This window comes from Pseudoalteromonas sp. APC 3495, from assembly GCF_030407645.1.
Classification (GTDB): domain Bacteria; phylum Pseudomonadota; class Gammaproteobacteria; order Enterobacterales; family Alteromonadaceae; genus Pseudoalteromonas; species Pseudoalteromonas tetraodonis.
The window spans coordinates 1-13,748 of the sequence record NZ_JASDDA010000038.1; the positions used below are offsets into that span (position 1 = coordinate 1).

At 41.4% G+C, this 13,748-nt stretch carries 9 protein-coding genes; all 9 read left to right on the forward strand.

Annotation, left to right across the window (positions count from 1 at the left end; all coding sequences use genetic code 11):
• Positions 1-247 precede the first annotated feature (247 nt).
• Positions 248-997: a pyruvate dehydrogenase complex transcriptional repressor PdhR gene (pdhR, locus tag QL984_RS14120; RefSeq protein WP_008114937.1), complete on the forward strand. Its 750-nt coding sequence runs from the start codon at positions 248-250 to the stop codon at positions 995-997.
• Positions 998-1,081: 84 nt separating this feature from the next.
• Positions 1,082-3,748 carry a pyruvate dehydrogenase (acetyl-transferring), homodimeric type gene (aceE, locus tag QL984_RS14125; protein WP_290172874.1) on the forward strand — a complete coding sequence of 889 codons (2,667 nt, stop codon included), beginning with the start codon at positions 1,082-1,084 and terminating at the stop codon, positions 3,746-3,748.
• Positions 3,749-3,758: 10 nt separating this feature from the next.
• Entirely contained in the window at positions 3,759-5,684 is a 1,926-nt protein-coding gene (gene aceF / locus QL984_RS14130) for a pyruvate dehydrogenase complex dihydrolipoyllysine-residue acetyltransferase (protein WP_290172875.1), read from the forward strand.
• A 163-nt stretch (positions 5,685-5,847) separates the two neighbouring features.
• Positions 5,848-7,275, forward strand: a complete 1,428-nt coding sequence (lpdA, locus tag QL984_RS14135; RefSeq protein WP_290172876.1) for a dihydrolipoyl dehydrogenase — start codon at positions 5,848-5,850, stop codon at positions 7,273-7,275.
• A 303-nt stretch (positions 7,276-7,578) separates the two neighbouring features.
• A complete protein-coding gene (locus QL984_RS14140; RefSeq protein ID WP_193049718.1) occupies positions 7,579-8,265 on the forward strand; it encodes a DTW domain-containing protein in 687 nt (228 codons plus the stop codon).
• Positions 8,266-9,107: 842 nt separating this feature from the next.
• Positions 9,108-10,112: a Fe(3+) ABC transporter substrate-binding protein gene (locus QL984_RS14145; RefSeq protein WP_013465926.1), complete on the forward strand. Its 1,005-nt coding sequence runs from the start codon at positions 9,108-9,110 to the stop codon at positions 10,110-10,112.
• Entirely contained in the window at positions 10,112-11,743 is a 1,632-nt protein-coding gene (locus QL984_RS14150; protein WP_290172877.1) for an iron ABC transporter permease, read from the forward strand. Before QL984_RS14145 ends, QL984_RS14150 begins: the two co-directional genes overlap by 1 nt.
• A complete protein-coding gene (locus QL984_RS14155; protein WP_290172879.1) occupies positions 11,744-12,796 on the forward strand; it encodes an ABC transporter ATP-binding protein in 1,053 nt (350 codons plus the stop codon).
• A gap of 39 nt (positions 12,797-12,835) precedes the next feature.
• The gene (locus QL984_RS14160) at positions 12,836-13,735 is read left to right on the forward strand and encodes a Dyp-type peroxidase (protein WP_013465923.1); all 900 of its coding nucleotides are present in this window, start codon (positions 12,836-12,838) and stop codon (positions 13,733-13,735) included.
• Positions 13,736-13,748: the final 13 nt, after the last annotated feature.

Below are 13,748 nucleotides of genomic sequence, written 5' to 3' on the forward strand. Positions count from 1 at the left end.
TCTGACCATTTACTTTTCATCTTATTAACCTTTCTTTATCCTCTGCATTCTGTGTATTATTTGAACTTTGTTTAAATTACGTTACGCTGGCCTTAGGGCTTTAAAACTGCTGTAAATTGACAGTAATTACGGTTTTTGATAACGTATGGCAAAATTTGGTATGACCAATTTACCTTTTGGTCAGGTCATTCAGTTAAAAGCCTTATTTAATGGGCTGCTAGCACTTATACAACGCGGACGTTGATTGATGTCTTTAAAAATTAAAGCGGCAAAATTATCTGATGTTATTTTACAACAACTTGAGAACATGATTCTTGAGGGGTCGTTAGCACCAGGAGAAAAGTTACCACCGGAGCGTGAACTCGCTAAGCAATTTGAAGTGTCGCGTCCGTCGTTGCGTGAAGCCATTCAAAAGCTTGAGGCAAAAGGGCTCGTAACCCGTCGTCAAGGTGGTGGAACGTATGTAAAAAATCAATTGGAGGAGGGGCTGACTGATCCGTTGTTTGATTTGATCAGTAAACACCCCGAATCGCAATTTGATTTATTAGAATTTCGTCATGCGCTAGAGGGAATTGCGGCTTATTACGCAGCACTTCGCGGAACAAGTAACGATTTTGCAAAAGTAAAACAGAGCTTTGATCAGATTGCATTAGCTAAAGATGAATTAAAGCAAAAAGCCAAAGCGATTAATGACTTTCATTTTTGCATCGCTGAGGCGTCTCATAACGTAGTGTTACTGCATTTAGTAAGAGGGATGCAAAGCTTACTTGAGCAGAATGTTTTACAAAATTTAACGGTGTTACTTAAAAAGTCAGATATAAGCAGCCAATTAGCTGAGCATAGACGCTTATTAATGGATGCAGTGATTGACGGTAATCCTGAACAAGCTCGCTTAGCGAGTAATGCGCATTTAGCCTATATTGAAGAAGCATTGCTTGAAGCGGGTAAAGAGCATTCGCGAATTGAACGTAGTTTAAGACGCACCAAACAAAATTAAGCAAGTACATTCACTGTTAACTTGATTTAACAGCGAAGTATTCAATACATAAAATTAGTATTTTAAACATAAGGAAACCTCCATATGTCTGAAGTCAATAAAATTGACGTAGACGCGCTAGAAACACAAGAGTGGTTACAAGCTCTTGAATCAGTTGTGCGCGAAGAAGGTGTTGAACGAGCTCAGTTTTTACTTGAGCAAGTGTTAGAGCAAGCCCGTTTAGACGGTGTTGATATGCCAACAGGCATTAACACAAACTACGTTAATACGATCCCGGTTGATCAAGAACCTGCCTACCCTGGTGATGTAAATCTTGAGCGCCGTATTCGTTCAATTATTCGTTGGAACGCGATTATGATTGTATTGCGTGCATCGAAAAAAGATCTCGACTTAGGCGGCCATATGGCGTCTTACCAATCGTCTGCTGCATTTTATGAAGTATGTTTTAACCATTTCTTTAAAGCGCCAAATGATGTTGATGGTGGTGATTTAGTTTATTACCAAGGTCATATTTCTCCGGGTATTTATGCGCGTGCATTTGTTGAAGGGCGTTTAAGTGCCGAACAGCTTGATAATTTCCGTCAGGAAGTAGATGGTAAAGGCTTACCTTCTTACCCTCACCCTAAATTAATGCCAGAGTTTTGGCAGTTCCCAACGGTATCTATGGGCTTAGGTCCAATTTCTTCAATTTACCAAGCACGTTTCTTAAAATACTTAGATGGCCGTGGCTTAAAAGACACTAAAAACCAACGTGTATACGCGTTTTTAGGTGACGGTGAAATGGATGAGCCAGAATCACGTGGTGCTATCTCTTTCGCTGCACGTGAAAAGCTAGACAACTTATGTTACTTAGTTAACTGTAACCTACAGCGCTTAGACGGCCCAGTAATGGGTAACGGTAAAATCATTCAAGAGCTAGAAGGGCTATTTAAAGGCGCTGGCTGGAATGTTATTAAACTTGTTTGGGGCAGCGGTTGGGATATTCTCCTTGCTAAAGACACCACAGGTAAATTACTACAGTTAATGAACGAAACTGTTGATGGTGATTACCAAACATATAAAGCAAAAGATGGCGCGTACGTACGTGAACATTTCTTTGGTCGTTACCCAGAAACAGCGGCACTTGTTGCTGATATGACGGATGACGAAATTTTTGCGCTTAAGCGTGGTGGTCACGAATCTTCAAAACTTTATGCCGCATTTAAAAAGGCAGAAGAGACGAAAGGTCGTCCAACAGTGATCCTAGCTAAAACTGTAAAAGGTTACGGCATGGGTGAAGCAGCTGAAGGTAAAAACATTGCGCACCAAGTTAAGAAAATGGATATGTCGCATGTGGCTCACTTACGCTCACGTTTAGGCTTAGATGACTTAGTATCGGAAGAGCAATTAAAAGAGCTACCTTACTTAGAGCTTGAAAAAGATTCACCTGAGTACAAGTATCTACATGCTCGTCGTGATGCATTACAAGGTTACACACCAACACGTATTGCTAAGTTCTCTGAAAAGTTACAGTTGCCAGAAGTTGACGCATTCAAGCCATTACTTGAAGAACAAAAGCGTGATATTTCAACGACTATGGGCTTTGTTCGTGCTCTTAATATCTTATTAAAAGATAAAGGCATTGGTAAAAACATCGTGCCTATTATTGCCGATGAAGCACGTACCTTTGGTATGGAAGGTTTATTCCGTCAAATCGGTATTTACAACCCACACGGCCAAAACTACACGCCTCAAGACCGTGACATCGTTTCTTACTACAAAGAAGCAACGTCAGGACAAGTACTACAAGAAGGTATTAATGAGCTAGGTGCAATGTCGTCATGGGTTGCTGCTGCAACATCTTACAGCACCAACGACTTACCGATGATCCCATTCTACATTTACTACTCTATGTTTGGTTTCCAACGTGTTGGTGACATGGCGTGGATGGCAGGGGATCAACAAGCACGTGGCTTCTTATTAGGTGCTACGGCGGGTCGTACAACGCTAAATGGCGAAGGCTTACAGCACGAAGATGGCCACAGCCACATTCTTGCAAACACGGTACCTAACTGTATTTCTTACGATCCTACTTATGCATTTGAAGTAGCGGTTATTGTGCAAGACGGTATTCGTCGTATGTACGGTGAAGATCAAGAAAACATTTACTACTACCTAACGTTAATGAACGAGAACTACCATCAGCCAGCAATGCCTGAAGGTGCTGAAGAAGGTATTCGTAAAGGTATCTACAAGCTAGAAAGCTACGAAGGCAAAAAAGCCAACGTACAGCTATTAAGCTCAGGTACTATCATGACTGAAGTGCGTAAAGCGGCGGCAATTTTAAGCGAAGACTATAGTATTGCATCTGATGTTTACTCTGTAACTTCATTTAATGAACTTACGCGTGATGGACAAGATGTTGAGCGTTTCAACATGCTTAATCCAGAAAGCGAGCAAAAAACAGCTTACATTACAAGCGTATTAAACGATTCAGTCACTGTTGCTGCAACGGATTACATGAAAAACTACGCAGAGCAAGCACGTTCATTTATCCCAAGCAGTAACTACAAAGTATTGGGTACAGATGGTTACGGTCGTTCAGACAGCCGTGAAAACCTACGTCGTCACTTTGAAGTTAACGCAAGCTACGTGGTAGTTGCGACATTATCTGAACTTGCTAAACGTGGTGAAGTTGAAAAGTCAGTGGTTGTTGAAGCAATTAAAAAGTTCAACATCGACACGAACAAACTAAATCCACTGTACGCATAAGAGGTTTGCAATGAGTATTGAAATTAAAGTACCTGATATCGGTGGCGATGAAGTAGAAGTAACCGAAATACTAGTGAGCGTTGGCGATAAAGTTGAAGTTGACCAATCACTATTAAGTGTTGAAGGCGATAAAGCTGCGATGGAAGTACCTGCTGAACAAGCCGGTACGGTAAAAGAAATTAAAGTAAATGTGGGCGATACAGTAACCACAGGCAGTTTAGTGTTCATCTTTGAAGGTGAAGCGCAAAACCCTGCTGCTGACTCTAAAGAAGCTGAAAAAACCGAGGAAGCAGCACCAGCTGCGTCATCGGGCTCGTCAACCAAAGAAGTGACTGTGCCAGATATTGGCGATGATGAAGTTGAAGTGACTGAAGTGATGGTTGCGGTTGGCGATAGCGTAGAAGAAGAGCAATCTATCTTAAACGTTGAAGGCGATAAAGCTGCGATGGAAGTACCTGCACCCTTTGCTGGCACCGTAAAAGAAATTAAAGTAAATACTGGTGACAAAGTGAAAACGGGCTCATTAGTGTTTGTTTTTGAAGTCGCTGGTGGTGATAACGACACTGCAGCTGCAAGTGATTCAAAAACCCAAGAGAAGCCTACTGAAAAAGCTGCTTCATCTAAAGCGTCAGAATCAAGCACTAAAGAAGTTAGCGTACCGGATATTGGTGATGACGAAGTTGAAGTAACAGAAGTCATGGTTGCGGTTGGCGATAGCGTAGAAGAAGAGCAATCTATCTTAAACGTTGAGGGCGATAAAGCTGCTATGGAAGTACCGGCGCCGTTTGCTGGTACTGTAAAAGAAATTAAAGTAGCGACTGGCGATAAAGTTAAAACGGGTTCCCTGATTTTTGTATTTGAAGTAGCAGGTAGTGCACCAAGTGACGCGCCTGCAAAACAAGACGAGCCAAAGGCTGAATCTAAGCCAGCGGCTCAAGCACAGTCAAAACCAACTGCTGCGCCTGAAAAAGCAAGTGCTGAGAGCTTTGAAAACAACAGCGCTTATGCTCATGCATCGCCAGTGGTTCGTCGTTTAGCACGTGAGTTTGGTATTAACCTTGCGAACGTAAAAGGCACAGGTCGTAAAAACCGTGTTGTTAAAGAAGACGTGCAAAACTATGTTAAGCAACTGGTTAAGCAAGTTGAATCTGGTCAAGTACCTGCAGCTAAAGGCAATGCCGGTGGCGGTGAGCTTGGATTAATTCCGTGGCCAAAAGTTGATTTTGCTAAGTTTGGTGAAATTGAAGAGAAAAAACTCTCTCGTATTCAAAAGCTATCAGGTAAAAACTTACACCGTAACTGGGTACAAATTCCACATGTTACCCAGTTTGATGAAGCGGATATCACGAGCCTTGAGCAGTTCCGTAAAGAGCAAAACGCGCTTAACGAGAAGAAAAAGCTGGGTGTTAAAATTACGCCACTCGTGTTTGTAATGAAAGCAGCAGCTAAAGCGCTTGCTGAGTTCCCGACATTTAACTCATCACTTTCTGAGGATGGTGAAAGCTTAATCCTTAAAAAGTACATCAATATTGGTGTAGCGGTTGATACGCCTAATGGCTTGGTTGTGCCAGTATTTAAAGATGTTGATAAAAAAGGCATTATTGAACTCTCTCGTGAACTAATGGAAGTATCTGTTAAAGCACGTGATGGCAAGTTAAGTTCATCAGATATGCAAGGTGGTTGTTTTACTATTTCAAGCCTAGGTGGTATTGGTGGTACGGCATTTACGCCGATTGTGAATGCACCTGAGGTGGCAATTTTAGGTGTGTCTAAATCTGAAATGAAGCCTAAGTGGAATGGTAAAGAGTTTGAGCCTAAGCTAATGGTTCCACTTTCAATGTCTTACGACCATAGAGTGATTGACGGTGCACTTGCTGCACGCTTTACTGTTACTCTTGCAAGTTACATGAGTGATATACGCCAGTTAGTGATGTGATCACTACAGAGTGAGTAAAATCAAATCCCAGCCAGTTGTTTTTAGCTGGGATTTTTATCATTTGCAATGATACAATATTTGCACAAATGCCCTTTTCTGCCTTGCAGAAACATGGCAGTTAAATTTTGGGGCTGTGTCCCGTTCAAACAATAAAGGTAATAGCATGAGCAACGAATTAAAAACTCAAGTTGTTGTACTAGGCGGTGGTCCTGGTGGTTACTCTGCGGCTTTTCGCGCTGCTGACTTGGGCTTAGAAGTTACATTAGTAGAATCTCGCGAGACATTAGGCGGTGTATGTCTTAATGTTGGTTGTATTCCTTCTAAAGCACTTTTACACGTAGCTAAAGTGATTGATGATGCTGCAGAAATGTCATCTCACGGCGTTACTTTTGGCGCACCAAAAATTGACTTAGATGAAGTTCGTTCTTGGAAAGAGTCTGTTGTTGGCCAGCTTACAGGTGGCTTAGACGGCATGGCTAAAATGCGTAAAGTAAAAGTTGTATCTGGTTACGGTAAATTTACTGGTAGCAATACTTTAGACGTTGAAAGCGCTGACGGTAAAACAACCATTACCTTTGATAACGCAATTATTGCTGCGGGTTCTAAACCTGTAAACTTACCTTTCATCCCAGAAGATGATCGCGTTATTGATTCAACGGGCGCGCTAGAGCTTAAAGATGTTCCTGAAAAACTACTTGTTTTAGGTGGTGGTATTATTGGTCTAGAAATGGGTACGGTTTACCGTGCACTAGGTTCTGCAATTGATGTTGTAGAATTTGCAGACCAACTTGTTCCTGCTGCTGATAAAGACATCATAAAAATTTACCAAAAGCATGTTAAAGACAAGTTTAACGTGATGCTTTCAACTAAAGTAACTGGCGTTGAAGCAAAAGACGACGGTTTATATGTTACGTTTGAAGGCAAAAATGCACCAGCAGAGCCAGTACGTTACGACAAAGTACTTGTTGCTGTAGGTCGTACACCAAACGGTAACATGTTAGACGCTGATAAAGCGGGTGTGAATGTTGATGAGCGTGGTTTTATTAATGTTGATAAGCAATTACGTACTAACGTAGAACATATTTTTGCAATTGGTGACTTAGTGGGTCAGCCTATGCTTGCGCATAAAGCGGTTCATGAAGGTCATGTTGCTGCTGAAGTTATCTCTGGTCAAAAACATTACTTTGATCCTAAGTGTATTCCTTCAATTGCTTACACTGACCCTGAAATTGCATGGGCGGGTGTAACTGAAAAAGAAGCGAAAGAGCAAGGTTTAAGCATTGAAACAGCAGTATTCCCTTGGGCTGCATCGGGTCGTGCAATTGCTTCTTCACGTACTGAAGGTTCTACTAAGCTTATTTTTGATAAAGAAAGCGGCCGTATTATCGGTGGTGCTATGATTGGTATTAACGCAGGCGAAATGCTGGGCGAAATCGGTCTAGGTATTGAAATGGGTGCAGATGGTGAAGACCTAGCGTTGACTATCCACGCTCACCCAACATTGAACGAATCAATTGGCCTTGCAGCTGAAATTTTTGAAGGTTCAATCACTGATTTACCAAACAAAAAAGCAGTTAAAAAGAAGAAGTAATTTCTTTTAGTTAATCGCGACAAAAAACCCAAGCCTCGGCTTGGGTTTTTTGTTTTTATAGCCGACAGCCGTCAGCCGTCAGCCGTCAGCCGTCAGTAAAGACAAGCTCCCTTGACACTTAAGTTAATATGAGCAAAATTTTGTAGCTGATAGCTGATAGCTGATAGCTGATAGCTGATAGCTGATAGCTGATAGCTGATAGCTGATAGCTGATAGCTGATATCTGATAGCTGATAGCTGATATCTAATTTCTTTTATTTTAGCTACAATGCGCAGCCATCAATTAATAGGTAATAAACCACAGTGACCCAGAGTTTAAAAAATTCAGTTTTAGCATTACGTGCCCAGCAAATAAGTGAATCTCGACGCGAGTTTAATGCCCGGGGCGGTAAGATGGACCGCTGTGAGCAATGCTTAATTGCCAAGCATTACTGTATTTGTGAGGGCGCTGAGTACGCAAGTTGCGACGCTGCGGTTTGTTTACTGATGTATCATAATGAAAGTTTTAAACCGTCTAATACAGGGCGTTTAATTGCTGAAATAGTCCCTGACAATTATGCGTTTCGCTGGGATAGAACCTCCCCAGATCCTGCTTTATTAGCATTATTGAATAATGATAAATATCAGCCTTTTGTGATTTTTCCTGCTGAAGATGTTGAAACAGATAGAGTAGTAACGCAAGTAGAGCCTGTTGCAGGTAAAACGCCTTTATTTATATTTTTAGATGGTACATGGCGTGAAGCTAAAAAAATGATCCGCAAAAGTCCTTATCTAGATAATTTGCCCGTGCTTTCTATTACCGCACAAAAGCTCTCAGATTACCGATTACGTGTAGCACCCCATGCTCACCAGTTAGGTACGGCAGAAGTGGCTATTATGGTATTGGCATTAGCGAATGAGGTTGATGCGAGTACTAAATTAGAACAGCATTTTATCAAATTTCGCGACGCCTATTTACTCGGTAAGCGCAACAAAGGCAGGCCGGAATAAACTGCAAGATGTTGATACGAAAAGGCTGGATTTAATGCTTGTTCATAGTTTGAATGTATATAATCTTGGCTGACCGCTGATTTTCAGGCAAAAGAAAAGCGCGAACCATCTCTAGTCGCGCTTGCGGAATCTTCTAACTTTGTTGCATCCTGCAATTGAACCTAATCAACTCCAATTTTTACGATCCGTGTTATTACAATATTACTTTCTAGTTCTATGTAATATAGGCTATCCGGGCCTGTCTCCATAAATCCCTAAAACATCCTGTAAGGTAAAATCTATTACCAATCCTTATTGCACATCCGAGTGCATTCCTTTTGCTACCATTCCGTTGTGTTGCCCTAAGGCCTGTCCGTTTTATTCCCTATCCTTTAGCAACAACTTTTCCGTGTTGTTATCCATTACGCATCATCCTGATGCTATCCCTTATGCAACATTCCATTGCGATACTCATCCTGAGCCTGTCCTTAAATCCCTGTTATCCTAAAAACCAAACCTTGGTATTCGAGTAGTTAGTCCGTTTCCATTTACTCGGTAAGCGTCGTTGCTTATTTATGGGTTAATTATAGAGAGTGATTTGCAGTAAATGTAGGATAAAACCGCTTATGGTTTAGGTTCTTACAAATGAAATATTTTTAAATTATATAAAATACAATAACTTGCTATGTTTTTGGGGTGTTATACAGAGTGTTTTTACTCATTAGCTGTCATAAGCGTAAGAGATATCTTACAAGGGTTTTCTTTTTTGGGCGTATTTATCACGAAGTGATTATATAAAGTGTGCACTTTTTAGTTCATCGCGGTAAAATTAATGATAATAATTATTAGTTAGGTAAGACAATATGAAAAAAACACTCGCGCTTGTTGTTGGGTTAATTGCCTCAGCACCGGCTGTTGCAACCGATGTTGTGAATATTTACTCATTTCGACAACCTTTTTTAATTAAACCTATTTTAGACGATTTTACACAGCAAACGGGCATTAAAACCAATGTGGTGTTTGCTAAAAAAGGCTTAATAGAACGTGTTAAGCGTGAAGGTAAACACAGCAAAGCCGATTTAGTTTTAACCTCAAACTTTAGTGCTTTAATTCAATTAGAAGAGCTAAATCTTACGCAAACCATCGAAAGCGAGCTGGTTAATAATAATGTCCCGGCGGCATTTCGTGATGGCGATGGTCAGTGGGTAGCGCTCACTAAGCGCGTGCGTAATGTTTACTCTTCAAAAGAGCGTTTAGGCGCATTGCCTAACCTTACCTACGAAGCGCTTGCTGAGCCGCAATACAAAGGACAAATTTGTACTCGCTCTGGCAAACACCCATATAACTTAGGCCTTGTAGCTTCTATGATCGCTCATCATGGTGAAGCACAGACGAAAACATGGCTTGAGGGTGTAAAAGCTAATTTAGCGCGTAAACCTCAAGGTAACGATCGAGCGCAAGTTAAAGCGGTTAAAGAAGGTTTATGTAATTTAGCCTTAGGTAATAGTTATTACTTGGGCAAAATGCTGCAAGATGAAGCACAAAAACCATGGGCTGAAGCCGTTCATATTAACTTTCCAAATCAAACTGACCGAGGATCACATATAAATGTATCGGGTGCGGTTATTACTAAGTATGCTAAAAACCCTGAAAATGCCTTGAAACTCATAGAGTATATGACAGACAATAAGGCGCAAAATATGTATGCCTCGCTCAATATGGAGTATCCGGTTAAGCCAGGTGTGAAACTTTCTAGTTTGGTTGCATCATGGGGAAGCTTTAAGGAAGACAGCTTACCGCTTGATGAAATTAGCAAATATCGTCCGTTAGCCCTTAAGCTAATTGATGAGGTGAAGTTCGATCTTTAATGACTTATAAATTTCAGCTGTCAAAATGGCAGCTTATTGCGTGGTCGACGGGGTTATTGCTGTCGACCCCGTTGTTTTTCCTACTATTAGAATCTTTACAAGGCGACTCAGAGGTATTTACCCACCTGTGGAATACCGTACTGTGGGACTATATAAGCAATACCGTATTACTTGTTTTAGGTGTAGGGCTGCTTAGTTGCGCCATTGCATTGCCGCTGGGTTGGCTCACCGCTTATTGCCGTTTTCCTGGTAAAAAACAATTTGAATGGGCACTGATGCTGCCTCTTGCCATGCCTACTTATATTATTGCTTATGTGTACACCGATTTACTCGATTATGCGGGGCCGGTACAAATAACTCTAAGAGAGTGGTTTGGTTGGCAGTCGCCAAGTGATTACTGGTTTTTTGATATACGCACCTTACCAGGGGCTATTGTTATGATTGCGCTGGTACTCTACCCGTATTTATATTTAATTTTTAAAACTGCACTGCGAGAACAATCTTTTAAGTTAGTCCAAGCCAGTCAGTTAATGGGGCTAAATGCATGGAAAAGCTTTTTTAAAGTCAGCCTTGTATTATCCCGTGGTGCCATTGTAGCGGCACTTGCTTTGATCAGCATGGAAACCATGGCTGATTTTGCCACCGTAAGCTATTTTGCTGTCAGTACATTAACCACTGCCGTATACGATACCTGGTTTGGCTATTATTCATTAACTGCAGCAGCAAAAATTTCAGGGGTGATGTTGTTATTGCTGTTCTTAGCATTGATCACCGAGCGTTTTAGCCGTCGTAACCAAGCGGTATTTGAGCGTCAATCGAGCGTGAACAGCGAGGCGCTTTATATCCTCAAAGGCAAGTCTGCGTGGCTAGCAACGGGGTTTTGTAGCTTTATTTTAATTATTTCGTTTATTATTCCGATGGTTGTATTGCTCAAATATGCAGTTATGTATTTTGATCAAGCGTGGAATAGTGAGTTTTTTAGCTATGCATGGCAAAGTTTAAAAGTGGCGGCTGTAGTCAGTGTGGTGACTATTATACTGAGTGTTTTAGTGGTGTTTTATCAGCGCATTGCTAAACAAACAAATCCATTAATACCCGGGCGTTTGGCCAGTATGGGCTATGCGTTACCCGGCACAGTATTAGCGATAGCGGTATTGTTGCCACTCACCCTATTAGAAAATACTATCAACCGCACTTTAGCTCCTTATGATTTAGATATTGGTTTATTACTTACTGGCAGCTTACTCACTATTATTTTTGCTTATATAGTGCGGTTTTACGCCGTTGCACACGGAGCTATTGAGTCGAGCTTTTCACGCATTAGTCCCTCCCTTGATATGGCAAGCCAGTCAATGGGAAAAAGCCAAGGGCGCACATTACGCTTAGTGCACTTACCTTTATTACGCCGAGGCTTATTAACCGCTGGTTTATTGGTCTTTATTGAGTGTATGAAAGAGCTACCCGCAGCTTTGTTGTTAAGGCCTTTTGATTTTGAAAGCTTAGCAACTCATGTGTTTCAGTATGTAAGCGATGAACAATTAGAGCTGGCCTCTATATCGGCTTTGTTTATTGTGGTGGTGGGGTTTATTCCGTTATATTTTATTAACCGTTCAATGGAGCAACGTAGCTAAATGAGTAGTTTGATTTTACAAGGCGTGAGCTATGCATATAACGGGACTAAGGTGATAGATAATTTAGATTTAACCTTAGGTAAAGACGAAATAGTGTGTTTACTCGGAGCCAGTGGCTGCGGTAAAACCACCACACTAAAAGCCATTGCAGGATTAATTGAAGCCAAACAAGGGCAGGTATTTATTGATGGTAAGCTAGTCAGTGATGCTAATACGTTTGTTTCACCTGAGCATCGTAATATTGGCATGATGTTTCAAGACTATGCGTTATTTCCGCATTTAACGGTGGCTAATAATATTGCGTTTGGGCTAAGCGGCATGAGCAAAGCAGATAAACACGCACGCGTAAGTGAAATGCTAAAGCTGGTACACTTGGTAGGCTGCGCCGATAGATTCCCTCATCAACTCTCTGGTGGGCAACAGCAGCGAGTAGCGATTGCACGCGCATTAGCTTATAAACCTAGCTTACTGTTACTTGACGAGCCATTTTCTAATATTGATACCCAAGTACGATTTGAGTTAATTGCCGACATTAGGCGCATTATTAAGGCGCAGCAAGTATCGGCTGTGTTTGTTACTCACTCAAAAGAAGAGGCGTTTGCTTTTTCAGATACGCTTGCGGTTATGCACCAAGGTAAAATTGCGCAGCAAGGTACGCCAGAACAGCTTTTTGCTAAACCACGTTCAAAGGAGGTTGCAGAGTTTCTGGGTCAGGGCATATACTTAAGCGCAACCGTATTAACCGCCACTGAATATCAAACGCAGTTTGGGGTGGTTGAATCAATACAGCCACAGCAGCATGGCGTGGCCGATATGGGCGTTATTTATGTGCGTCCGCATCAACTTGAACTTGCTAGTAATAACGATACTCAACAGCAATCTGAGCGGGTTAGTGTATTAAGTAGTCGCTTTATTGGCTCTGCTTATGTATACACTGTGGTTATTGCTGAGCAAGAAATAGAAGTTGCAGCCCAGTATGGCCAGTCATTTGAAATTAATGAACAGGTTATAATAAAAATAAAACCGCACACGGTGAATTTTTTTGAATCGTAATTAATCGCTGTGTTTTGCTCTAAAAAGTAAGGAATAACAATGGCGCAAGCGCAATCAGGGATTTGTGCTGAAGCAAACTTACACGGTTTGCACTTATTTTTTAATGTACTTGATGGTCACGACGAATCACTTCGCGCTAAGCTTAAAAAAGTGAGCGATATTGAAGATGAGTTTAGTGATCAATTCTCTGAATCTATGCTTTCTTGTATGGTCGCCATTGGCGCGCAATATTGGCCACACATTCTGCCCGATTATATGCCAAGCGAGCTGCAAAGCTTTCCTAATATTACCCATAGCGATTTTGTGATGAGTGCAAGGCCTTGCGATTTATTTGTGCAAATCCGCTCAGACAGAGAAGATGTGAACCACCTGTTTGCATTGCAAATATTAAAACTTTTCAACCCTGATGTTGAGCTGGTGGAGCAAATTCGTAATTTTCGTTTTCTAGATGGCCGTGATTTTAATGGTTTTATTTATGCCGGTGATACACCGCATGGTCGTCAAAAACGGGTTACGGCCCTCGTTAATAAGCCTGATAGCTTTGAAGATCAAGGCAGCTATATTCATGTTCAGCGCTATAAGCATGACTTAACGTTATGGCAGCACTTGTCGTTGCAAGAACAAGAACAAATAATGGGGCGTACTCGTCTCGACAATACCCTAATAAGCCCCGCACTTGAAAGCAGCCATGCAACCCGAAGTGAATTAAAAGATGAACAGGGGCAAGCATTATTACTAAATCAAAGTATGCCTTATGGCGACGTGTATGAGCAGGGGATGTTAATGATTACGTGCTCGGCTAAAGGGGATGCGTTCGAGAAAGTACTCAATAGCCGATTAGGGCAGGGGGAGTATTACGACCATTGGCTTGATTTTACTCAAGCAGATATGGGCTCTGCGTTTTTTGCACCCTCAGTGCGATTTCTAAAGCAGCTATAAAACAAGCCAGTAA

What these genes read in the sequence shown, in the direction of transcription:
- aceF (WP_290172875.1), top strand. Translation starts at nt 3,759, where the DNA reads ATGAGTATTGAAATTAAAGTACCTGATATCGGTGGCGATGAAGTAGAA.
- pdhR (WP_008114937.1), top strand. Translation starts at nt 248, where the DNA reads ATGTCTTTAAAAATTAAAGCGGCAAAATTATCTGATGTTATTTTACAA.
- QL984_RS14145 (WP_013465926.1), top strand. Translation starts at nt 9,108, where the DNA reads ATGAAAAAAACACTCGCGCTTGTTGTTGGGTTAATTGCCTCAGCACCG.
- aceE (WP_290172874.1), top strand. Translation starts at nt 1,082, where the DNA reads ATGTCTGAAGTCAATAAAATTGACGTAGACGCGCTAGAAACACAAGAG.
- QL984_RS14155 (WP_290172879.1), top strand. Translation starts at nt 11,744, where the DNA reads ATGAGTAGTTTGATTTTACAAGGCGTGAGCTATGCATATAACGGGACT.
- QL984_RS14150 (WP_290172877.1), top strand. Translation starts at nt 10,112, where the DNA reads ATGACTTATAAATTTCAGCTGTCAAAATGGCAGCTTATTGCGTGGTCG.
- lpdA (WP_290172876.1), top strand. Translation starts at nt 5,848, where the DNA reads ATGAGCAACGAATTAAAAACTCAAGTTGTTGTACTAGGCGGTGGTCCT.
- QL984_RS14160 (WP_013465923.1), top strand. Translation starts at nt 12,836, where the DNA reads ATGGCGCAAGCGCAATCAGGGATTTGTGCTGAAGCAAACTTACACGGT.